We start from the raw sequence: 22,036 nt of genomic DNA on the forward strand, positions 1-22,036 counted from the left end.
GCAAGGGCGGGCAGCGCAAATACGACGCCAATCTGAAGCCGCACGGCGTTCGCCTTGCCGTCATCACACTTGGAAAACCAGCTTACGCTCTTGATTCACAGCGTGAAATCGGCACTCTGCCTGTGCGCGGCGAAAGGATCCTGGGAAGAAACTGCCGCGGGGGGGAAAATCATGAAAGCATTGCTCGGCATCAGCCGGCTCATAGATCATGTGACGGAGATCATCGGCAAGTCGGTCTCCTGGCTCATTCTGGTTGCCGTATTGGTCAGCGCCGGAAACGCGATCGTCCGCAAGATATTCAACATCTCGTCGAATGCCTGGCTGGAAGCGCAGTGGTATCTGTTCGGCGCTGCCTTCATGCTCGCCGCCGCCTATACACTGCGGCAGAACGAGCATATCCGCATCGATATCGTCTATGGCGCCCTGTCGCGGCGCGTTCAGCATTGGATCGACCTTCTCGGCCATTGCCTGTTCCTCATGCCCTTCGTGCTTTTGATGGTCTATGACCTCGTGCCCTATGTCCGCGCGTCCTTCGCCTCCGGCGAGGTGTCCGCGAGCGCCGGTGGCTTGATCATCTGGCCGGGCAAGGCGCTGCTGCTGGCGGGCTTCTTCCTGCTGGCGCTGCAGGGCGTCTCGGAAATCATCAAGAAGATTGCCGTCATGCGCGGCGATATCGACGATCCGACTCCGCATGTCGCGACCCATGCGCCCCTCGATGTCGATGTTCCGGCAGGGGAGGCGCACTGATGATTGAATTCATTGCCGTGAACATGGCTCCGATCATGTTCGCTTCGCTGATCATCTTCCTGCTGATCGGCTATCCCGTCGCCTTCGCGCTCGCCGCCAACGGCCTGCTGTTCTTCTGGATCGGCGTCGAGCTGGCGCCCTATTCCGGCGGCTCGATCAACCTCTCCTGGCCGCTGCTCAACGCGTTGCCGGATCGCTTCTGGGGCGTCATGTCCAACGACACGCTGCTGGCGATCCCCTTCTTCACCTTCATGGGCATCGTGCTGGAACGCTCCGGCATGGCCGAGGATCTGCTCGACACGGTCGGCCAGCTCTTTGGGCCGATCCGTGGCGGTCTTGCCTATGCGGTCATCTTCGTCGGTGCGCTTCTGGCCGCCACCACTGGCGTCGTCGCCGCCTCGGTCATCGCCATGGGCCTGATTTCGCTGCCGATCATGCTGCGCTACGGCTATGACCGGCGGGTCGCCTCCGGCGTCATCGCCGCCTCGGGCACGCTGGCGCAGATCATTCCGCCGTCGCTGGTGCTGATCGTGCTGGCCGACCAGCTCGGCCGCTCGGTCGGCGACATGTATGCCGGCGCCCTGATTCCCGGCCTGGTGCTGACGGGCATCTATATGCTCTACGTGCTGATCATGTCGATCGTCCGGCCGAACGCCATGCCGGCGCTGCCCAAGGAGGCGCGTTCGCTCGGTTCCGGCGTCACGTCGCTGCTGGTGGCGTTGCTGATCTGCGCCGGCGTTGCCTATGCCGCCCATGTCTACCTGACGCCTATCTATGGCGAGAATGCCGATATTCTCGGCGCAACCGTCGGCGTCATCTTCATCTATGCCCTTGCCGTTATCGACAAGACGATGAAATTCAACGTCATGTCGCGGCTGGCGCAGCAGGTGATCATCGTGCTGATCCCGCCTCTGGCGCTGATCTTCCTCGTGCTCGGCACCATCTTCCTCGGCATTGCCACGCCAACGGAAGGCGGCGCCATGGGGGCGGTCGGCGCGCTGATCATGGCGGCGGCGAAGGGCCGGCTGAACATGGAGGTCGTCCGTTCGGCGCTGACCTCGACGACCCGGCTTTCGGCCTTCGTCCTGTTCATCCTGATCGGCTCGCGCGTCTTCTCGCTGACCTTCTATGGCGTCAACGGTCACGTCTGGGTCGAACATCTGCTGGTGTCGCTGCCAGGTGGCGAGGTCGGCTTTCTGATCGCCGTCAACCTGCTGGTCTTCGTGCTGGCCTTCTTCCTCGATTTCTTCGAGCTCGCCTTCATCATCGTGCCGCTGCTGGCGCCGGCCGCCGAAAAGCTCGGCATCGACCTCATCTGGTTCGGCGTGCTGCTCGGCGTCAACATGCAGACGAGCTTCATGCATCCGCCCTTCGGTTTCGCGCTGTTCTATCTGCGCTCCGTCGCCGCCCGGGTGCCCTATCTCGACAAGGTGACGGGCAAGAAGATCGCGCCGGTCACCACGGGGCAGATCTATTGGGGGGCCGTGCCCTTCGTCGGCATTCAGGTCCTGATGGTGGCATTGACGATCATGTTCCCGCAGATGGTCATGCACTACAAGGGCGCGGGCGCGGGCATCGATCCGAATACGATCAAGATCGAGGTGCCGGGCTTCGGTGCGCCGGGCCAGGACAATGGTGGTGGGCTCGGCCTGCCAGGCCTGCAGCTTCCGGGCGGCAGTCCCCTGGACAGCAAACCGGCCGATCAGGGCAATGGTGGGCAGGCCGCCCCTCCGGCCAACGATCTCAGCCAGCCACCGTCGTTCAAGTGAGCGGCAGGCTCATTCAGTCAAAAAGAAACCCCGGAGCGCCGCTCCGGGGTTTTCCATTTCAATGCTGCGCAGCGATCAAATCTTGCCGGCGCGCTGCTGCGTCATCATGTAGACGTCGTAGCTGTATTCGGCGACCTGGGCATAGAGGTAATGCTGGCCGCGGAACGCCTTGATCGATTCCCAGATCTTCTTGAAGGTCGGGTTCGAGGCTTCCATTTCGGCATAGACCTCATTGGCCTTGTCGAAGCAGGCATTCATGATCTCGGTGCTGAACGGACGCAGCTTGGCGCCCTCCGCGACGACGCGCTTGATGGCGGCCGGGTTCAGGTAATCGTATTTCTGCAGCATGTTGGCGTCTGTCGCCTGGGCAGCCGTGCGCAGCAGCGACTGATAGGCCTTCGGCAGGCCGTCATAGGCCGACTTGTTGAACATCAGATGCACGGTCGGGCCGCCTTCCCACCAGCCGGGATAGTAGTAGTAAGGAGCGACCTTGTAGAAGCCGAGCTTCTCGTCGTCATAGGGGCCGACCCATTCGGCTGCGTCGATCGTGCCCTTTTCAAGGGCCGGATAGATGTCGCCGCCGGCGATCTGCTGCGGCACGACGCCGAGGCGCTCCACCACCTTGCCGGCAAAGCCGCCGATGCGCATCTTCAGGCCCTTGAGATCGGCGACCGTGTTGATTTCCTTGCGGAACCAGCCGCCCATCTGCACGCCGGTATTGCCGCCGGGAAAACCGATCAGCCCCTGCGTCGCCAGGAACTCGTTGAAGAGATCGATGCCGCCGCCGTGATACTGCCAGGCATTCATGCCGCGGGCATTGAGCGCGAAGGGAACGGCGGCACCCAGCGCCCAGACCGGGTCCTTGCCCCAGTAATAATAGGAGACTGTGTGGCAGGCCTCCACCGTGCCGGCCGATGTCGCATCGGCGGCCTGCAGACCGGGTACGATTTCACCGGCGGCAAAGACCTGGATGGTGAAGTTGCCGTCCGTCGCTTCCGAAACGTATTTCGACAGCACTTCCGCACCGCCATAGATCGTGTCGAGCGATTTCGGGAACGACGAGGTCAGGCGCCAGTTGATCTTCGGATTGCTTTGCGCGATGGCCGGAGCCGCAAGGGCAGCGGCCGCAACCGAGCCCGCGCCGGCAACGCCGGCTTTCCTCAGAAATGAACGACGATCCATCTATTTACTCCCCCCTGGATACGAGCAGGCGGGCAGGCCCGCTCTTCGTGATCACGATGCAACTAATCATGTCGCTCGATGCGTTTCAAGCCGGGCGGAAGGGTCTCTAACCATTGATTTTTACAGGAAACCGATCGGAGCGGATATCAGTCGCCGTTCGGTTTCATGATGGTCTCCCGCAGGAAGCTGTAGCCCAGCGCGGTGCGCGCCGCCAGATCGGTCGATGCCCCATCGCCGCCATGCCCGCCCGAGTCGAATTCATGGAACAGGACGTGGTGGCCGAGCCTTTCCATCTGGGTCGCGAAGCGCCGCGCGTGTGAGGGATGCACCCGGTCGTCATTGCTGGAGCTTTCGATATAGATCAGCGGATAGGTGATCTCGACAGCCGGCTTGAGATTGTGCAGCGGCGAGTAGGAGAGCAGATAGTCGCGGTCCGCCGGATTGTCCGGATCGCCGTATTCGTCGATCCAGGCCCGGCCGGCGGGAAAGACATGGAATCGGGTCATGTCGAGCACCGGCACCTGGCACCAGATCGCGCCGAAATCCTCAGGATAGCGCGTCAGCATGACGCCGGTCAGAAGCCCGCCATTGCTGCCGCCGTTGGCGGCGATGCGCGACGGTTTGGTATAGCCGCGCGCGACGAGATCGCGGGCGACGGCGGCGAAATCGGCGAAGGCCTTGTGACGGCCATGGCCCTTGGCTGTACGGTGCCAGTTCGGCCCGAGCTCGCCGCCGCCGCGAATATAGGCCTGCACATAGGCGCCACCCTGTTCGAGCCAACGGCCGATGACCCCGGAATAATGCGGGCTGAGCGAGACGTCGAAGCCGCCATAGCCATAGAGGTGTACAGGCAATTCGCCTTCGGTCCAGCTCTTCGGCAGGACGAGGTGATAGGGCACTTTCGTGCCGTCCTCGGAGGTGGCCTCCAGCAGCTCGGACCTCATGCCGTCGCTGTCGAAATAGGCGGGCGAGCTGGCGACGTGTTCGAGCGCAAGCGGCTTGCGGCGATTGCCGAGTTCCAGACGGTAGCAGGACGGCGGCTGGAGGAAGCCGTCGCCATAGACCTGCAGCGTGTCGTCGCCGAGATGCAGGTCGGAATAGAGGGGCTGGATGCCCACCGTCTGGATATCTGTCGGCAGCGCGATCTCCTGAATGTCCGCATCCGCCTTGGTAAGGTCGAGGACGAAAAGGCGCGGCAGCATGTTATCGGACACGACGAAGACGCACCATTCGCGCATCAGCAGGAATTGCGACACGGATTGCCGTTCGCCGGGCGAGAACAGGATGCGCATCGCTTCGCTGCTGATGTCGCCCGGTTCCCTCGGCAGGGGTTGCAGCGCCAGGCTGCCGGCGGCGATGCGCTCGTCGGTCTTGGCGAGCCAGAGGCAATAGGAATAATTGAGCTGGACATCGATCTCCCTTGGCAGGTCGATCCTGCGCAGCGAGAAATCCCGATCCTTGACGAAGACGCTGCAACTGCCGATCTCGTGCCCGGTGATGAAAAGGCGGATCGGTTTGGCTGTGCCCTTCCTGGCAATCCCGGCAAGCACCGGATCGAAGACCACGCAAGAACCGTAGACGTCGGTGTCGGCGGTGGCATAGAGCAGCGGCGCCCTTGTCGGCGTGTCGCCGCGCTTCAGCCGGCGGCCGACGCGCGGCCAGCCCGAGCGCGTCGACGACAGGCGGTCGATCGAGCCGAAATAGGCGATCTCGTCGCGGCTGAGCCAGGTCGCATGGCACCGCACAGGCGGTGTGTCGAAACCGCCCTTGACGATGCGCTTGGCCTCGCAGTCGAATTCGAGGAGCCGCGTGAGATCGGAGCCGCCATCGGAAAGGCAGATCAGCACCCGCGTCGGCTCCCAGGGGCAGGTGATCGCGCCGCGCCAGAGCCACAGCCTGTCTTCCGAGGCGCAGAAGGCATCGAGATCGAAGATCGGTTCCCAGGGCGCGCCGGGCAGGGGAGCGAGGTCGGCGGGCAGCCGATACCATCTGCCGAGCGGATGATCGGCGCTGCGATGGAAATCGAACAGCCATTTGCCGCGCCGCACGGCCTGGATCAGCCGGTCCTCGCGCTCGATCATCTCCTTGATGGCGGCCCGGTCCGCCTCGAATTCGGGCGTCATCAGCAGCCGTTCGGATTGGGCATCCTTCTTGGCGACGAATTGCAGGGTGAGTGGATCGTCGTCGCGTTCAAGATGAAGATGCATGGGAACCCGGTATGCTATTGATGATGTGAATCGCATATAAACAAATCAAAATATAGTCGCGGACGCAACCATGCTCCCGCGAATATGTCCGTTATGCGGCTTTGCGGCGTTAACGCACCATCTTGGTGTCGGCCTGCGCGACCAGATTGGTGGCGGGCGTGGGCGCGGTGGTCTTGTATTTCAGCGTCACGACCTTGTAGCCTTCCTTCTCCATGCGGCTCAGGAGTGAGGGCAGCATGGCGGCAGTGCGCTGATGGATATCGTGCATCAGGATGATGCCGCGGCCGCGTTTGCGCAGATCGTTCATGGTGCGTGTCGCGACGGCGGTGGGCGTCGAGCTGAAATAATCCTTGCTGTCGATATCCACGTCCATGACGATCAGGTCGCGCGCGGCGACCGCGTTCCGCAGACGCCTGGAGTCGGCAAGATAAGGGAAGCGGAAGAAGGGCACCTCGGTGCCGATGACCTTGGCGACGGCGTTCTTGCCGCGCATGATCTCGGCCATGGCCATGTCGAAGCTCATCTTGTCGAGATCGGGATGATGGAAGGTATGGCTGCCGATCGTGTCGCCATGGGCAAAGACCTCGCGGGCGGTCGCCGGATGCGCTTGCGCCATCTCGCCGACCATCATGAAGGTCGCCTTGACGCCGAATTTGTCGAGTGTCGCGAGAATACGTTCCGTCTTACCCGGTGCCGGGCCATCGTCGAAGGTCAGAACGACTTCCTTGTCGGCGAGCTGGATATCCCGCAGCGAGGCGACTTCCAGAGTGCGGCCGGCCAGGCGATGCGGACCGTTTGTGTCGATTGCCTGCCTCGTTTCGAGGTCGGCGACCATCCACTTGCTCGGCTCCATCTCGACCGGATCGCTGGCTTTCAGCGGTTTGCGCTGCGGCTCCTCGGCGGCAAAGCCGGTCTTCAGAGACGCATCGTTTCCCGGCTTGGTGGCGCAGCCGACAAGGGACAGTGACACGGCAAGACCGGCCAGCAGAAGACGGAAAGTCATGGAATACGCCCGACGTATGATATTGAATGTCGCGCGTATTTTTTTCGATTATGGTTAATGTTCGGTTAGGATTGGCGCAATGACGCTACGGGATGAGCCGTTTCAGCCCGCCATCGCGCTTTCATATTCGGAAGAAAGCTCCAGCCATTGCTCCTCGGCGGCGCTCAGCTTGTCCGCCGCATCGGAGCGTTGTTTCGCCTTCTCCGCAGCCTTTGCGGGGGCCTTTTCGTAAAGGGCCGGGTCCGCAAGTTCCACATCAAGCGCCTGAATCAGTTTCTCCAGCTTGGCGGTCAAGGATTCGATTTCGTTGATCTTTTTCTTGAGCGGCGCAAGCGAGGCGCGGCGATCGGCATTGAGTTTGCGCTGATCCGCCTTGGAGACGGAATCGTCGCCATTCGTCCTTGCCTTGTCGTCGCGAGGCTTGGGACTGGCGACGACGAGGCTGCGATATTCCTCGAGATCGCCGTCGAAGGTGGAGACGGTGCCGTCGCGCACCAGCCACAGCCGGTCGACCGTCGCCTCGATCAGATGGCGGTCGTGAGAGATCAGGATGACCGCGCCGGAATAGTCGTTCAGCGCCTGGATCAGTGCGTTGCGGCTGTCGATGTCGAGATGGTTGGTCGGTTCGTCGAGGATCAGCAGGTTCGGCGCGTCGAAGGCGGCAAGACCCATCAGCAGTCGTGCCTTCTCGCCGCCGGAGAGATCCTTGACCTGCGTGTCCATCTTCTCCGTCGCCAGCCCCATCTGCGCGACGCGGGCACGCACCTTCGCTTCCGGCGTCTCCGGCATGCGGCGGCGCACATGCTCGACGGCCGTCTGGTTGGGGATGAGATCGTCGAGCTGGTGCTGCGCGAAGAAGCCGATCTTCAGGTTCGGCGCCAGCTTTACCTCGCCGCTTTCGGCATCGAGGCGGCCGGAGACGAATTTCGCGAAGGTGGATTTGCCGTTGCCGTTCGAGCCGAGCAGCGCGATGCGGTCGTCGGCGTCGATGCGCAGGTTAAGGCGCTTCAGGATCGGCTTATCAGGCTCGTAGCCGACCGCGCCGCCGCTGACGGCGATGATCGGCGATGCTGCCTGCTTTTCCGGCTCCGGAAAACTGAAGCCCATCACATGATCTTCTATGACGGAGGCGACGGTGCCCATCCGCTCCAGCGCCTTGATGCGCGATTGCGCCTGCCGCGCCTTCGACGCCTTGGCCTTGAAGCGGTCGATGAAGCTCTGCAGGTGCTTGCGTGCCGCGTCGTTCTTCGCCTTCGCCTTCATCTGCAATTCGTCGGCTTCGGCCTTCTGGCGCTCGAACTGGTCGTAGGAACCGCGATAGAAGGTGAGCTTCTTCTGGTCGAGATGCACGATGGAGTTGACGGCGGTGTTGAGCAGGTCGCGGTCGTGCGAGATGATGATGACCGTGTGCGGATAGCGGCGGATATAATCCTCCAGCCAGAGCGTGCCTTCGAGGTCGAGATAGTTTGTGGGCTCGTCGAGCAGCAGCAGGTCGGGTTCGGAGAACAGCACTGCAGCGAGGGCCACGCGCATGCGCCAGCCGCCGGAAAAGGAGGAGGCGGGGCGGTGCTGCGCCTCATGGTCGAAACCGAGGCCGGCGAGGATGCTGGCGGCGCGGGCTTCAGCCGAATGGGCGCCGATATCGGCAAGACGCGTCTGGATGTCGGCGATGCGATGCGGGTCCGTTGCCGTTTCTGCCTCCGCGAGCAGGGCGGTGCGCTCCTTGTCGGCCTTCAGCACGATCTCGATCAGTGGCTCTTCGGTGCCTGGCGCCTCCTGCGCCACCTGGCCGATACGGGCGTTGCGCGGGATCGAGACGGCGCCGCTTTCGGCCGCAAGGTCGCCGGTGATCACCCGGAACAGCGTCGATTTGCCGGCACCGTTCTTGCCGACGAGACCCGCCTTCGTGCCCGCCGGAAGCGTCACGCTGGCATTGTCGATGAGGAGGCGGCCGGCGATGCGGGCGGAAAGGTCGGAAATCGAGATCATGGCGCGGTTTTGGCCGAACTCGACGCCGAAGGCAAGAGCGCGAAAGGGCTCAGGCGTCCGCGCGGTGCGTTCGCTCCGGCAGGTTGGCACAGTTCCTCAGCCGCTCCGTCAACTCGGTCTCATAGAGCAGCAGGTTGCTGAGCAAGGCGTTGAGACAGTCCAGATCGGCGGTGGCCTGCGGCGCCGTTTCGATCTCGCGGACGACGCGCTGCTTTTTGCGCAGACCTTCGGCCAGCTGATTGGCCACCTCCCGCAGCATCTGGGCGGCATCTCTCTCGGATTTCCGGGCGACCAGGCCGCAATGGCTGACGAGCCGGTGCTTCAGGCCGATATCGTCGAGGCCGGTTTGAGAGGGGCGGCGACCGAGCGACGATATCTCGCCGGCAATGCTGCGGTCCTGGCCGTAAAGCGCCTCGTGGAAGAGCTGGTAGTTGCGCGGCAGGTTCTTGACCTTCAGTTCGGCCATACGGCGGCCGATCGTCTCGAGTTCGGTTTCCGCCTCGCCATCGTCATTGCCGAGGAAATATGTCGAAACACCCGCCTGCGAACCCTTCATGCCCACTCTCTGCTCACCGCCAACTGATATATTTCATTGAATTTGCAGGTGCCGAGGTTAAGGCAACATGAACGAAATGCCTTATCGGCATGATCTCGCATCAAAATTAGCCGGAATAACAATGCATGACTGCAATTGCGGAGCAATGGCTCGCCTTAGACTTTACATCCAGCGTTTTCCCTCACCGCGCAGGAAATGCAGCAGATCGAGCCCCAGCGACGGCTTTCCCATGGCTGTCAGCGTCATATGGCATTGGCCACGGTGGTGGGTCTGGTGGTTGAACAAATGGGCAACCGCGGCTCTCAACGGATGTGCGATGGCACCGGGCAGGGTGATCGGCGAGTAGGTGATATCCGCGGCCAGCCTGTCGTCGTCGAGTGTCTCGACCCAGTCGATGATGCGCTGGTCCTCCGTCTCGCGAGCAGCGCGAAGATCGACAAAATCGTCATGCAGGATGGCGTTCAAGGTCGCCGGCGCCTCGCCCGTGCCGGTGAAACGGCGCATCCATATCCGGTCGGCCACCAGTATATGGTTGAGCGTGGCGCCCAACGACCCGAAGAAAGCGCCACGGTTCTCGCGATATTCCGCATCACTGAGCTGGGAGGCGGCATCGTAGAGCTGGGTGTTGGCCCAACGATTGTAGTGGGCGAGCATTCCGAAGTGTCGCAGCATATTGGTTTCCCTCCAAAAGTGTTGCGGCAAACCTAGAACAGAATTGAGCAAATGGGGCTGATGGCATCAATGAAATTTGCTGATGAGGTTGCCGTTTCTCTGATGCCGGGACTGCGAATCACCTGTCGGGACTGTGACAGCGGCGTGAAATTGGCGCGTCCCCCTTGTTTTCGGGTCTTGGGGCGGGTAAAGACCGCCCACTTTTCTCTGACGATAAGGAATTGACCCATGGCGATTGAACGCACTTTTTCGATGATCAAGCCGGACGCCACCAAGCGCAACCTGACCGGCGCCATCACCAAGGTTTTTGAAGACAATGGCCTGCGCGTCATCGCTTCCAAGCGTGTCTGGATGAGCAAGCGCGAAGCCGAAGGCTTCTACGCCGTTCACAAGGATCGTCCTTTCTTCGGCGAACTCGTCGAAGGCATGACCTCCGGCCCGACCATCGTTCAGGTCCTGGAAGGCGAAGGCGCTATCCTCAAGAACCGCGAAATCATGGGCGCGACCAACCCGGCCAACGCCGACGAAGGCACAATCCGCAAGACCTTCGCCCTGTCGATCGGTGAAAACTCGGTTCACGGCTCCGACGCTCCGGAAACCGCTGCCGTCGAAATCGCTTACTGGTTCTCCGAAACCGAAATCGTTGGCTGAATCAGCCTTTCAGCTTCAGCGCTGAACGATTTGAATCGACTCGATAAAAGCCGGGATCTGGTATCCCGGCTTTTTCATGCCGGGCAGGCGGCATCATGCCCATAATCGGCGCTGCCGTCGCTTTTGAAGACGTCCGGATTTTGTGTATAGACCGGACCGACCACCAGCGGCTTCGTCGGCAGCACGGTCTGGTCGAGATCGGATTTTACCTCGGTCTTGATGGCCTGGATCGTCTTGTCGCTGGCATCCACCAGCTTGATCGAGACCGAATAGGGGCGGTCTTTGCGCACGCAGCGCAAGTCCGGGCTTTCGAGCGTGATCTTGTCCCAGAAGGAATAGATCTTCTGGCGCACCACCAGCGGATCGCCGCCCGCCGGATTTTCGAATTCCGCAACCGCCGTCGTTCCTTCCGGGATCGGTGCGATCTTTTTCAGCGTGATCATGTAGGTGGCGCTGGCGACGCGGTAGTTGAAGACGAAGAGCCGGCCGCTGAGTTCGGTCGGCCCATTTTCCGGCTGGCGCTGGCATCCGGCGAGGGCCAGCCCGGCGATAGCCGCCATAAAAACAATCATCCCGGCTTTCATGATGCGCGCTCCTCTCGTCTGCGGCGATAATGCCGGCTTGCCTTGGCGCGGTTGCCGCAGACCGCCATGTCGCACCAGGCCCGGCTCCTGTTCTTGCTGCGGTCAATGAACAGCCAGCCGCAATTACGGCAGATCTTCATCCGCTCGGGATCGGGCATGGCGATCAGCCGCAGGGCGGAGTGCACAGTGGCGGCATCGAGCCCGTCGGGAGAGGCCGACTGCTTCAGCACGCTGGATAGCCCCTCCAGAAGATCGGCCAGCAGCGCATCGGCGCCATGGTCGAGGACGCGGGCGCGAAAATAACGGTCGATCGCCTCGCGCAATTCGATGAAGCCGGATCTGTTCTCCTGGCGCACCGGCAGGATGTCGCCGAACAATTCCCGCTCGGCGCAGAAATTCACCGCCGCCTTCGGAAAGCTTTCCATCTGTCCGGGCGCCTCGAAGCGGTCGGTGCGCCGCTCGGGATCGTGGCGCAGGATGACGCTGTTGGCGACATCGAGCGCCAACGCGCCTCCGGCAAAGCGATGTGGGGTCCAGGAAAAGCTCATCGCAAAATTATAACTGGTAAAATCAGTTTTACCAGTTACTATTTGCTGATCACCGGAGGTTCCATGGCCTATCTCCTGCAGCAGGTGGCAAATGCGGTTCCGCTCGCGGCGCTCTACGCCACGCTTGCTTTCGGCTATGCCATTGCCTTCGGAGTGATGAAGCGGGCTGATATCACCTATGGGGCGCTCTTCGCTTTCGCGGGCCAGATGCTCGTGCTGTTTACCGATGTCGGCTACACCAGACTGTACCTGATCCTGCCCGCCGCCCTGGCCTTCGGCGCGGTGATTTCGGGCGCCTACACGCTGGGAACGAGCTTCCTCATCGGCAGGTCGGTCATGCTGCCGCTGTCGCGAAAATCGCCGAACACGATCATTGTCGCCGCGCTCGGAATGATGATCGTCCTGATGGAGACCGCCCGGCTGGCCTCCAACACGCGCGGCATCTGGCTGCCGCCCTTCCTGAACGGCGCCATCGTTTTCTGGGACAGCGGCGATTTCCGGGTGACGCTCACCGAGATCCAGCTCATCAATTCGGCGCTGATGGTCTTAGTGATCTTTGCCGGAACCTATGTGCTCAAATGTACCGGCTGGGGGCGCATCTGGCGGGCGGTGACCGACGATGCGCTGGCCGCCGAGCTCTGCGGCACCAGCGCCAGCCATGTCTTTCTTCTGGCCTATCTTGCCTCGGCGCTGGTCGCCACAGCCTGCGGCCTGCTGGCGACATCCTATTACGGTACGATGGATTTCGGCGCCGGGCTGATGTTCGGCCTGAAGGTGCTGATGATCGCTGCGGTCGGCGGCTATTCTGATCCGCTGAAATCGGCGGGTGGGGCGGCCCTGCTCGGCCTGTTCGAGACGCTCTGGGGCGCCTATGGCCCCTTCCTGTGGCGCGATTTCGTGATCTTCTCGCTGCTGGTTCTCTTGCTGGTGCTGAGCCGGCGCGAGCGCGTGGTTCCCTGAACCCTATTTATCGGTCCATTTGTCCCGTGCCGTATCGTCGGCGTCCTTGGCGGAAACCCAGCCGCCTTCCGTGCCGTCCCTGCCGTGCTCCTTCTTCCAGAAGGGGGCGGAGGTCTTCAGGAAATCCATGACGAAATTGGCGCCGTCGAAGGCGGCCTGCCGATGCGGGGCGGCGGCGATGACGAGGACGATGTTTTCTCCGGGCGCGATCTTGCCGTAGCGGTGAATGGCGGTCAGGCCGCCGAGCTCGAAGCGTTTGATGGCGAGCGTCGCGATGCGGGCGATTTCCGCTTCCGCCATGCCGGGATAATGCTCCAGCTCCAGGGCGCCGAGGCTACCCCCTTCGTCACGGCACAGGCCGGAAAACGTGACCACTGCGCCGATGCCGTGACGGCCCTTCGTCAGGCGATCGATCTCGGCCTGGAGATCGAAATCCTCGCGCTGGACTTTGACGAGCGGCTCGGCAGCCATGACATTCACCCACCCGTCATCGGCGGGAATATGCCGATTTCGCGGGCACCGGCGATCGGTTCGTCATGATCGGCATGTTCCATGTCGATGGCAACCCGGATCGCCTCTGGAAACTGAAGCGCGGCTTCATATTCCTCGCCCAAGCTCTTCAAATGACTCAGGAGATCGCCGACCGTGACCACATCGGCCGGAAGCGAAATCTCTTCTTCTCCCTTGCCGATCCGCTCACGCACCCAGGCGAAATAGACGAGCTTCGTCATCATTCTTCGTCCACGATATGCTTCAGACCGGCGCGGAAATAATCATAGCCGGTGTAGATCGTCAGCAGTGCTGCGACCCAAAGCAGGAGAATGCCCATCTCCGTCGTATAGGGTAGCACCTTGTCGCCCGCCGGCCCAGCCAGCAGGAAGGCGATGGCGACGAGCTGCGCGGTCGTCTTCCATTTGGCGATGCGCGTCACCGGCACGCTGACCTTCAGCGCCGCCAGATATTCGCGTAGACCCGAGACGAGGATTTCGCGGCAGAGAATGATAATCGCCGCCCAGAGCGACCAGCCGGCGATCGTGCCGTCGGCGGCGACCAGCAGCAGGATCGAGGCGACCAGCAGCTTGTCGGCGATCGGGTCCAGCATGCGGCCGATATTCGACGTCTGGTTCCAGATGCGCGCGAGATAACCATCCAGGAAATCGGTGATCGAGGCGACGATGAAAATCCAGAGCGCGATCCAGCGTGCGAAATCCGACCCTTCCAGTTTGCCCTCGATGAAGAAGCACAGGACGATCAGCGGTACGCAGAGGATACGGCCATAGGTGAGCAGGTTGGGGATGCTATATGCGCGCGAAGCCATGGAAATCGTTTCGTTTCGGTTGTTCTACCCAGGTCGGAAGGGGCCTGTCGCCAGGCTGCCATTTCGCTCCAGCTCTTTGATTCGGCGTGATCTTATCCAAAAACCGCTCCGCACTTCTTGGGATCATCGCCTAGATGACGGTTCGGGGGCCTTACCGTCAATATTGTTTCTGTTTTTTCGGCGTCATTGCGTGGAAATTGCGACGGGCTGTTCCTATTTCGCGGCGTCCTCGTGAAAATGATTGTAGACCTGCCGAGCCACGGCTTCGGATATGCCCTCGACGGCCATCAGGTCGGAGAGCGCCGCGCGCGAGACCGCCTTGGCCGTACCGAAATGCTGGAGCAGCGCTCGCTTGCGCGAGGGGCCGATACCGCCGATCTCGTCCAGCGGGTTCTTCACCATCTCCTTCTTGCGCCGCGCCCGGTGCGAGCCGATGGCGAAGCGGTGCGCCTCGTCGCGCATGCGTTGGATGAAATACAGCACGGGATCGCGCGGTGGCAGCGTGAAGCTGTCGCGGGAAGGCGCGAAGAAGCGCTCGCGCCCGGCCTCGCGGTCGACGCCCTTGGCGACGCCGATGGCTATGACGCTGTCGGTGACCCCCAGCTCCTCGAGAATGGCACGCACCGCCGTCATCTGCCCCTGGCCGCCATCGATGAGGATGACGTCGGGCCAGGCGGGGAAAGGTTGATCGGCCGCATCCACGGCGGCAACTTCCGCCGCGCCGCTGCGATCCGGCTTGCCCTCTTCCTTCAGCAGGCGGGAGAAGCGGCGGGTCATGACTTCGCGCATCATGCCGAAGTCGTCGCCGGGCGTGATGTCGGTCGATTTGATGTTGAACTTGCGGTATTGGCCTTTGACGAAGCCTTCCGGCCCGGCCACCACCATGCCGCCGACGGCATTCGTGCCCATGATATGCGAGTTGTCGTAGATCTCGATGCGCTGCGGGACATAGGGAAGCTGGAATGTCTCTTTGAAGCCTTCCAGCAACCGCGATTGAGAGGCCGTCTCGGCAAGCTTGCGGCCATGCGCCTCGCGGGCATTGGCGACGACGTGATCCACCAGGTCGCGCTTCTCGCCGCGCTGCGGCACGAGGATCGAGACCTTGTGCCCGGCCTTCTCGCTGAGCGCGGCCGACAGCAGCTCGATTTCCTCCACCGTCTCCGACAGCAGGATCTGCCTCGGCACCGGTTTGTCGTCATAGAACTGCGCCAGGAATGCGTTCAGCACCTCGGCGCCGGAAAGAGATGGATCGGCCTTCGGGAAGTAGGCGCGGTTGCCCCAGTTCTGGCCGGTGCGGAAGAAGAAGACCTGAATGCAGGAGATGCCGCCCTCATGATGGATGGCGAAGACATCGGCCTCCTCGACGCCGGCGGGATTGATGCCCTGATGGCTCTGCACATGCGACAGCGCCGCCAGCCGGTCGCGGAAGATGGCGGCGCGCTCGAAATCGAGATCCTCGGCGGCGACGTTCATCGCCTCGGCCATGTGCGCCTTGACGTTCTGGCTCTTGCCCGAAAGGAAATCTTTCGCCTCCTGTACCAGCTCGGCATAGCCCGCATCGCTGATCTCATGGGTGCAGGGCGCGGAACAGCGTTTGATCTGGTAGAGCAGACAGGGCCGCGTGCGCGTCTCGAAGACGCTGTCGGTGCAGGTGCGGATCAGGAAGGCGCGCTGCAGCGAGTTGATGGTGCGCCCGACGGCGCCAGCTGAGGCGAAGGGACCGAAATAGTCTCCCTTGCGGGCACGCGCGCCGCGATGCTTGAAGATCGCCGGTGCCCGATGATCGCCGGTAATGAGAATATAGGGAAAGGACTTGTCGTCCCGCAGCAGAACATTGAAGCGCGGCCGCAAGCGCTTGATCAGATTCGCTTCCAGCAGCAGCGCTTCGGTTTCCGTCCGCGTGGTGACGAATTCCATGTTGGCGGTTTCGCGCACCATGCGGGCGATGCGGTTGGAATGCACCCGGCCCATGGCATAGTTGGCGACACGCTTCTTCAGGCTGCGCGCCTTGCCGACATAGAGCACGTCTCCGGCCTCGTTGAACATGCGGTAGACGCCGGGGCTGTTCGGCAGACGCTTGACGAATTCGGCGATCAGTTCCGCGCCGACGAGGCCGGTTTCGTTCTTGCCGCCTTCGTTCCAGTCGACGGGCGCGACAGGGGAGGTGCCGGCATCGCCCTCCACCTCGATGTCGTCTTCATTGTCTTCCGATTCGTCATAGAGAACGCCGCCGTCCGGCAGCTTTCGTCCGTTCATTCCATGCTCTCCGCCACATCAGGCGTTTCCCAGGCAAGATGCTGGCCGCCGTCGAGCGCTATCATTTGGCCCGTGATCGAAGGCGTGTCAAAAAGAAAGCGGACGGTGCGGCCGAATTCATCGAGCCCCGGCGCGGCCTTCAAGATCAGCCCGTCGATCTGCGCCTGGAAGTCCTCCTCCGTCTGCCGGACGCTGCGCACGGTCGGGCCGGGACCGATGGCGTTGACCCGCGCCCGCGGCGCAAAGCTCTGGGCCATGGTCTGAGTCGCCGTCCAAAGCGCGGCCTTCGACAGCGTATAGGAATAGAAGCGCGGATTGAGCGCCCAGACGCGCTGGTCGATCATGTTGACGATCAGGCCGGGAGCGCCGTCCGGAAGCTGACGCATGAAATCGGCAGCGAGGATGGAGGGCGCTCGGACATGCACGGCGAAATGGGCGTCGAAGGCCTCGGCATCGAATCGGTCCGCGCCATCGCCCCGGAAAATGGAGGCATTGTTGACCAGCAGATCGAGCGGCCCCAGCTCGCGAACGACCCTTTCGATCAGCGACGAGGTCTCGGCCGAATTTTGCAGATCGGCCTTGATCGCAATCGCCTTTTTGCCCTCTTGCCGCAATTTCGCCACGATCTCGCTCGCCTCGGCGAACGATTGATTGGCATGCAGAGCGACCGCAAAACCATTGGCGGCCAAATCCTCGGCGATTGCCCTGCCTATTCTTTTTGATGCACCCGTGATCAGCGCGGTGCGTAGTTTTTCCTGGCTCACCATGTTGCCTTTTTCGCCGCCGTTACCCAACTCGACCTCATATAGGGCGTCGATACACCATATGAAATGGTGCTTCTGCAGCACAAGTAATGATGATGACCTATGTAAAACTTTAGATATATTTCGATAAAAATAAGTATACCTGCTTTAACCACTCATTATGGTTAACAATTCGTCTGTTGCGCTGAAGCAACATCGAAATTCAGCCACGTCTGTGCCACAATGATATCATAATTTAGCTCTTCGAATTCCTCATTTGCATTCCAATTTCAGTGTCGATCCGGGAGGGACATATTGTAATTGCTCGTGGTGCTTCGAAGTCGATGACAGTAGACGAAGAGCACGGGCCTGAAAGGAGAAAAGTATGCGTACTCTTATCACGACCCTCATGGTCTCCGCTTTTGCTCTCGGTGGCTTCACCGCTGCTCACGCAGCCGACGCCGTCGAGCAGATCCCGCAGCCGCCCGTTGCCCAGGAAGCAGCTCCGGCCGTCAACAACTGGTCCGGTTTCTACATCGGCGGTGCTGGCACCTACAACATGGGCCACTTCAACCGCACGGGTAACACCTACGGCTTCGGCGGCCAGGCCTTCACCGGCTACAACTGGCAGCAGGGTCAGATCGTGTACGGCGTCGAAGGTGACCTCGGCTACTCCGACTCGGATACGACCCGCAACGGCCTGACCGCCAAGAGCGGCGTCAACGGCTCGGTTCGCGGCCGTATCGGTTACGACTTCAACCCGTTCATGCTGTACGGCACGGCTGGTCTGGCTATCGGCCAGAACAAGCTCTCCGACGACACCTCGTCCGACAGCAAGACGGCTGTTGGCTACACGGTCGGTGCAGGTGCTGAAACCTTCCTGACCAACAACGTCACGGCTCGTATCGAATATCGCTACACCGATTACGGCAAGGAACACTACAACCTCGACTCCGGCAACTTCTCTCGCGGTTACGACGAGCAGAGCGTCAAGGTCGGTATCGGCGTGAAGTTCTAATCCGACAGCAATGTCTGACGAAGAAGCCGGGGTTTTGCCCCGGCTTTTTTCGTTTCAACACAAGATCATACCGGCAGTGTTGCGCAGTCGCGCCGATGTTTTCATGCCGGCATGAAGAAATCCTGCGGCGTCAGCCCTGCGGCTTCAGCGCCGGATAGTCGGGGAAATGCTTCTCGAATTTGCGCGCCCAGGCGACGAGATCGGCGTGATCCGCTTCCCATTGTCCCTCGAACCGCAAGTGCAGGTAGCCGAGCAGGGCGGCCAGGGCAAAATGTCCGGCATGCAGCGTCTTGCCGATCTTCGGCGGCTCGGCATTGAGATGGGCAAGCGCGCGGCTGGCTTTCGTCCATTGCCGGTCGATCCAGGGCTGATGCTGCTTGTCCGGATCGCGCAGGCGGCGTTCATAGACGATCGACAGCAGGCATTCGCAGGTGCCGTCGCAAAGCGCTTCCAGCACTTCGGCTTCGGTGCGCTTCCGGTCCTTGGCGGGATAGAGCTTCTTGCCCTTCCGCCGGTGGAAATAGTGCATGATCGAGCGGCTGTCGAAGATCGCCTCGCCGTCTTCGGTCAGCAGTGTCGGGATCTTGCCGAGCGGATTGTTGTCGACGAGCACCGCCGGCCCGGCATTGGTATCCACGCGGACTTCGTCGAGCGCGATCCCGAGATGCCGGGCGGCCATCCGTACCTTGCTGGAGAAGGGGGAGGTGGACGAGCAGAGAAGTCGCATGAAATCACCTATTCGGTATCTGGTTCGATGTCTGGAACGAAATTCAGTGTTCGCCGCGCAGCCAGAAGGCGCGCTGCGAGGCGAAGCGGTCCTGCGCCAGCATGTCCTTCAGCGCCGGCAGCAGCGCGTGCAGTTCGTCCTTCAGCGTGAAGGGCGGATTGACGATGATGAGGCCGGAGCCGGTCAGGCCGGTAAAGCCCCGGTCGCTTTTGACCGTCAGCTCGGCGCAGAGCATCTTCGGAATCTCCAGGGCTTGCAACGCCTCGTGGAAGGCCTTGATCGGCGCATCCTTCTTGATCGGATACCACAGGCAATAAGTGCCGCCGGGAAAGCGGCGCCAGGCCTTGGCCAGGCCATCCGCCAGGCGCGCATATTCGCCCTCTTCCTCGAAAGGCGGATCGACCAGCACGATGCCGCGCTTCTCCTTCGGCGGCAGATGCGCGCCGAGCGCCAGCCAGCCGTCGAGCTCGGTGATGCGGGCGTGATGATCGCCCTCGAACAGCCGATGCAGCCGTTGGAAGTCTTGCGGATGCAGCTCCATGGCCGACAGCCGGTCCTGTGGGCGGAACAGCATGCGGGCAAGCTTCGGCGAGCCGGGATAGAATTGCAGGCCGCCGTCCGGATTGAGCTCGCGAACGGCGGTCAGGTAGGGCTCGAGCAGATCGGCGACCTGCGGCACGAGTTCAGCGTCGAGAAGCCGGCCGATACCGTCTTGCCACTCGCCGGTCTTCTGCGCCTCTTCCGAGGAAAGGTCGTAGAGCCCGATGCCGGCATGGGTGTCGAGAACACGGAACGCCTTGTCCTTGTTCTGCAGATAGCGGACGAGGCGGGCGAGCACCGCGTGCTTCAGCACATCGGCGAAGTTGCCCGCATGGTAGATATGCCGATAGTTCATTGTCGGTGATGTCCGCATGAATTGTTGCGATGGGCCAGATTCTGTCTTTTGGCCGGGCATGGCTTGAAATATACAAACATCATGAACATTGCGACCCCCATTCACGCCAAATCCAAGGTGGGCCATACGGCCTGTCCGCACGACTGTCCCTCCACCTGCGCGCTGGAGATCGACCTGACCGAGGATGGCAGGATCGGCCGCGTGCGCGGCGCCGGCGATCATTCCTATACGTCGGGCGTCATCTGCGCCAAGGTTGCCCGCTATGCCGAGCGGCTCTATCATCCCGACCGGTTGATGAAGCCGCTGCGCCGGGCGGGCGCCAAGGGCGAGGGGCGCTGGCAGGAAATCTCCTGGGGCGATGCGCTGGACGAGATCGCCGAGGCTTTCGTGAAGGCGGAAGCCAGGGACGGCAGCGAGGCGGTCTGGCCCTATTATTATGCCGGCACGATGGGCTGGGTGCAGCGCGACAGCATCAACCGCCTGCGCCATGCCAAGCGCTATTCCGGCTTCTTCTCGTCGATCTGCACCAATCCGGCCTGGACCGGCTTCACCATGGCGACGGGCGCTCTGCGCGGTCCCGATCCGCGCGAGATGGGCCGTACCGATTGCGTGGTGATCTGGGGAACCAACGCGGTCGCCACGCAGGTCAACGTGATGACCCATGCAGTGAAGGCGCGTAAGGAGCGCGGCGCCAAGATTGTCGTCATCGACATCTACGACAATCCGACGATGAAACAGGCCGACATGGCGCTGATCGTCAGGCCGGGCACGGATGCGGCACTTGCCTGCGCCACCATGCACATTGCCTTCCGCGATGGCTATGCCGACCGCGCCTATATGGCCGGATATGCCGACGATCCTGCCGGCCTGGAAGCGCATTTGCAGACGAAGACGCCGCAATGGGCGGCTGCGATCACCGGTCTCTCCGTGGACGAGATCGAAGCCTTCGCCAAGCTCGTCGGCACGACGAAAAAGACATATTTCCGCCTTGGCTACGGGTTCACCCGCCAGCGCAACGGCGCGGTCGCCATGCATGCGGCCGCCTCTGTCGCCACTGTGCTCGGCTCCTGGCAACATGAAGGCGGCGGCGCCTTTCATTCCAACAACGATATCTTTCGCATGGATGCGAGCGAGCTGACCGGCCAGTCGCTCAGGGATGACGCTATCCGGCTGATCGACCAGTCGCAGATCGGTCGGGCATTGACCGGCGACGCGGTGGCGCTGCGTCATCGCGGTCCTGTCACGGCGATGCTGATCCAGAACACCAATCCGGTGAATATCGCGCCGGAACAGCGGCTGGTGAAGCGCGGCTTTGCCCGCGACGATCTCTTCGTCGCCGTGCATGAGCAGTTCATGACTGAGACCGCGGAGATGGCCGATATCGTCATCCCCGCCACCATGTTCGTCGAGCATGACGATATCTATCGCGCCGGCGGCCAGAACCATATCCTGCTCGGCCCCAAGCTCGTCGAGCCGCCGCCGACGGTGCGCAGCAATCTCTTCGTCATCGAGGAGCTGGCGAAGCGCCTGGGCGTCGCGGATCGCCCCGGCTTCGGCTTCTCGGCGCGCGAGATGGTGGACCGCATCCTGTCGAATAGCGGCCTGCCGGATTACGATTATTTTCTCGAGCACAAGTGGTTCGACCGCCAGCCGGGTTTCGAGGAGGCGCATTTCGTCAACGGTTTCGACCATCCCGACCGCAAGTTCCGCTTTCGTCCGGACTGGGCCAACCAGCCCGCGCCGAACCGGCCGCCGGAGGCGATCGGCCTGCTCGGACCGCATGTCGAATTGCCGGAATTCCCGGATCAGGTCGACGTGATCGAAGTCGCCGATCCGGAGCATCCGTTCCGCCTGGCCACGTCGCCCGCCCGTAATTTCCTGAATTCGAGTTTCGCCGAGACCAAGACGTCGCGGCAGAAGGAAGGCCGTCCCGAGGTCATGATCAATCCGGCCGATGCAGCGGCACTGGATATTGCGGCGGGCGATCTGGTCCGCATCGGTAATGCCAGGGGCGATCTGCGCATCCATGCGCGCGTGACGACGGAGGTTAAGCCGGGTGTGCTGATCGCCGAGGGCCTGTGGCCGAACAAGGCGCATGTCGACGGTGAGGGGATCAATGTGCTGACTGGCGCCGATCCCGTCGCTCCCCATGGCGGCGCGGCCGTCCATGACAACAAGGTCTGGCTGCACAAGGACTTAATGTGAACAAGG

At 61.9% G+C, this 22,036-nt stretch carries 21 protein-coding genes; 6 read left to right on the forward strand and 15 right to left on the reverse strand.

What is annotated here, in order from left to right; genetic code table 11:
* Positions 1–171 precede the first annotated feature (171 nt).
* Together FHX11_RS09365 and FHX11_RS09370 are read left to right on the forward strand one after the other, a co-directional pair.
* Entirely contained in the window at positions 172–747 is a 576-nt protein-coding gene (locus FHX11_RS09365) for a TRAP transporter small permease subunit (protein ID WP_184357258.1), read from the forward strand.
* Positions 747–2,516 carry a TRAP transporter large permease subunit gene (locus FHX11_RS09370; protein WP_184357260.1) on the forward strand — a complete coding sequence of 590 codons (1,770 nt, stop codon included), beginning with the start codon at positions 747–749 and terminating at the stop codon, positions 2,514–2,516. The genes FHX11_RS09365 and FHX11_RS09370 overlap by 1 nt, the downstream gene beginning before the upstream one ends.
* Before the next feature lie 75 nt (positions 2,517–2,591).
* Here the strand turns inward: FHX11_RS09370 and FHX11_RS09375 are convergent, their stop codons facing one another.
* The 6 genes from FHX11_RS09375 to FHX11_RS09400 all read right to left on the reverse strand — a co-directional run bounded on the left by FHX11_RS09375 (position 2,592) and on the right by FHX11_RS09400 (position 10,125).
* Complete coding sequence (locus tag FHX11_RS09375) at positions 2,592–3,698, reverse strand: TRAP transporter substrate-binding protein (protein ID WP_184357262.1); 1,107 nt, start codon at positions 3,696–3,698, stop codon at positions 2,592–2,594.
* 146 nt (positions 3,699–3,844) lie between these two features.
* Entirely contained in the window at positions 3,845–5,905 is a 2,061-nt protein-coding gene (locus FHX11_RS09380) for a prolyl oligopeptidase family serine peptidase (protein ID WP_184357264.1), read from the reverse strand.
* Positions 5,906–6,014: 109 nt separating this feature from the next.
* Complete coding sequence (locus tag FHX11_RS09385; RefSeq protein ID WP_184357266.1) at positions 6,015–6,908, reverse strand: polysaccharide deacetylase family protein; 894 nt, start codon at positions 6,906–6,908, stop codon at positions 6,015–6,017.
* A gap of 102 nt (positions 6,909–7,010) precedes the next feature.
* A complete protein-coding gene (locus tag FHX11_RS09390) occupies positions 7,011–8,897 on the reverse strand; it encodes an ABC-F family ATP-binding cassette domain-containing protein (protein ID WP_184357268.1) in 1,887 nt (628 codons plus the stop codon).
* A 49-nt stretch (positions 8,898–8,946) separates the two neighbouring features.
* Positions 8,947–9,453 carry a hypothetical protein gene (locus FHX11_RS09395; protein ID WP_184357270.1) on the reverse strand — a complete coding sequence of 169 codons (507 nt, stop codon included), beginning with the start codon at positions 9,451–9,453 and terminating at the stop codon, positions 8,947–8,949.
* A 162-nt stretch (positions 9,454–9,615) separates the two neighbouring features.
* Positions 9,616–10,125, reverse strand: coding sequence for a DinB family protein (locus FHX11_RS09400; RefSeq protein ID WP_184357272.1), 510 nt, complete (start codon positions 10,123–10,125; stop codon positions 9,616–9,618).
* Between the two features lie 228 nt (positions 10,126–10,353).
* On the opposite strand from FHX11_RS09400, the gene ndk reads away from it, so the two are divergent.
* Positions 10,354–10,776, forward strand: coding sequence for a nucleoside-diphosphate kinase (ndk, locus tag FHX11_RS09405; protein WP_184357274.1), 423 nt, complete (start codon positions 10,354–10,356; stop codon positions 10,774–10,776).
* A gap of 74 nt (positions 10,777–10,850) precedes the next feature.
* Here the strand turns inward: ndk and FHX11_RS09410 are convergent, their stop codons facing one another.
* Positions 10,851–11,360 carry a hypothetical protein gene (locus tag FHX11_RS09410; RefSeq protein ID WP_184357276.1) on the reverse strand — a complete coding sequence of 170 codons (510 nt, stop codon included), beginning with the start codon at positions 11,358–11,360 and terminating at the stop codon, positions 10,851–10,853.
* Complete coding sequence (locus FHX11_RS09415) at positions 11,357–11,908, reverse strand: CGNR zinc finger domain-containing protein (protein WP_184357277.1); 552 nt, start codon at positions 11,906–11,908, stop codon at positions 11,357–11,359. The genes FHX11_RS09410 and FHX11_RS09415 overlap by 4 nt, the downstream gene beginning before the upstream one ends.
* A 63-nt stretch (positions 11,909–11,971) precedes the next feature.
* Between FHX11_RS09415 and FHX11_RS09420 the strand changes: the two genes are divergently transcribed.
* Positions 11,972–12,868 carry a branched-chain amino acid ABC transporter permease gene (locus FHX11_RS09420; RefSeq protein ID WP_184357278.1) on the forward strand — a complete coding sequence of 299 codons (897 nt, stop codon included), beginning with the start codon at positions 11,972–11,974 and terminating at the stop codon, positions 12,866–12,868.
* 3 nt (positions 12,869–12,871) lie between these two features.
* Here FHX11_RS09420 and FHX11_RS09425 read toward each other — a convergent pair whose 3' ends face one another.
* From FHX11_RS09425 to FHX11_RS09445, 5 genes are all read right to left on the reverse strand, one after another.
* On the reverse strand, positions 12,872–13,339 hold the full coding sequence (locus FHX11_RS09425) for a molybdenum cofactor biosynthesis protein MoaE (protein WP_184357279.1): 468 nt from the start codon (positions 13,337–13,339) through the stop codon (positions 12,872–12,874).
* Positions 13,340–13,344: 5 nt separating this feature from the next.
* Complete coding sequence (gene moaD, locus FHX11_RS09430) at positions 13,345–13,599, reverse strand: molybdopterin converting factor subunit 1 (RefSeq protein ID WP_184357536.1); 255 nt, start codon at positions 13,597–13,599, stop codon at positions 13,345–13,347.
* Complete coding sequence (gene pgsA, locus FHX11_RS09435) at positions 13,599–14,186, reverse strand: CDP-diacylglycerol--glycerol-3-phosphate 3-phosphatidyltransferase (RefSeq protein WP_184357280.1); 588 nt, start codon at positions 14,184–14,186, stop codon at positions 13,599–13,601. Before pgsA ends, moaD begins: the two co-directional genes overlap by 1 nt.
* Positions 14,187–14,399: 213 nt before the next feature.
* Positions 14,400–16,442, reverse strand: coding sequence for an excinuclease ABC subunit UvrC (uvrC, locus tag FHX11_RS09440; RefSeq protein WP_184357281.1), 2,043 nt, complete (start codon positions 16,440–16,442; stop codon positions 14,400–14,402).
* Positions 16,439–17,206: an SDR family oxidoreductase gene (locus FHX11_RS09445; RefSeq protein ID WP_184357537.1), complete on the reverse strand. Its 768-nt coding sequence runs from the start codon at positions 17,204–17,206 to the stop codon at positions 16,439–16,441. Before FHX11_RS09445 ends, uvrC begins: the two co-directional genes overlap by 4 nt.
* A 364-nt stretch (positions 17,207–17,570) precedes the next feature.
* Between FHX11_RS09445 and FHX11_RS09450 the strand changes: the two genes are divergently transcribed.
* The gene (locus FHX11_RS09450) at positions 17,571–18,203 is read left to right on the forward strand and encodes an outer membrane protein (RefSeq protein WP_184357282.1); all 633 of its coding nucleotides are present in this window, start codon (positions 17,571–17,573) and stop codon (positions 18,201–18,203) included.
* A gap of 130 nt (positions 18,204–18,333) precedes the next feature.
* Here the strand turns inward: FHX11_RS09450 and FHX11_RS09455 are convergent, their stop codons facing one another.
* Positions 18,334–18,930 (reverse strand): glutathione S-transferase, encoded by a 597-nt coding sequence (locus FHX11_RS09455; protein WP_184357284.1) that lies wholly within the window; start codon positions 18,928–18,930, stop codon positions 18,334–18,336.
* A gap of 43 nt (positions 18,931–18,973) precedes the next feature.
* The gene (locus tag FHX11_RS09460) at positions 18,974–19,825 is read right to left on the reverse strand and encodes a 23S rRNA (adenine(2030)-N(6))-methyltransferase RlmJ (RefSeq protein ID WP_184357287.1); all 852 of its coding nucleotides are present in this window, start codon (positions 19,823–19,825) and stop codon (positions 18,974–18,976) included.
* A gap of 81 nt (positions 19,826–19,906) precedes the next feature.
* Here FHX11_RS09460 and FHX11_RS09465 point away from each other — a divergent pair, with 81 nt between their 5' ends.
* Entirely contained in the window at positions 19,907–22,030 is a 2,124-nt protein-coding gene (locus FHX11_RS09465) for a molybdopterin-dependent oxidoreductase (RefSeq protein ID WP_246780931.1), read from the forward strand.
* Positions 22,031–22,036 lie beyond the last annotated feature (6 nt).

Origin of the sequence: Rhizobium sp. BK602, from assembly GCF_014195095.1 — a bacterium.
Taxonomy (GTDB): domain Bacteria; phylum Pseudomonadota; class Alphaproteobacteria; order Rhizobiales; family Rhizobiaceae; genus Rhizobium.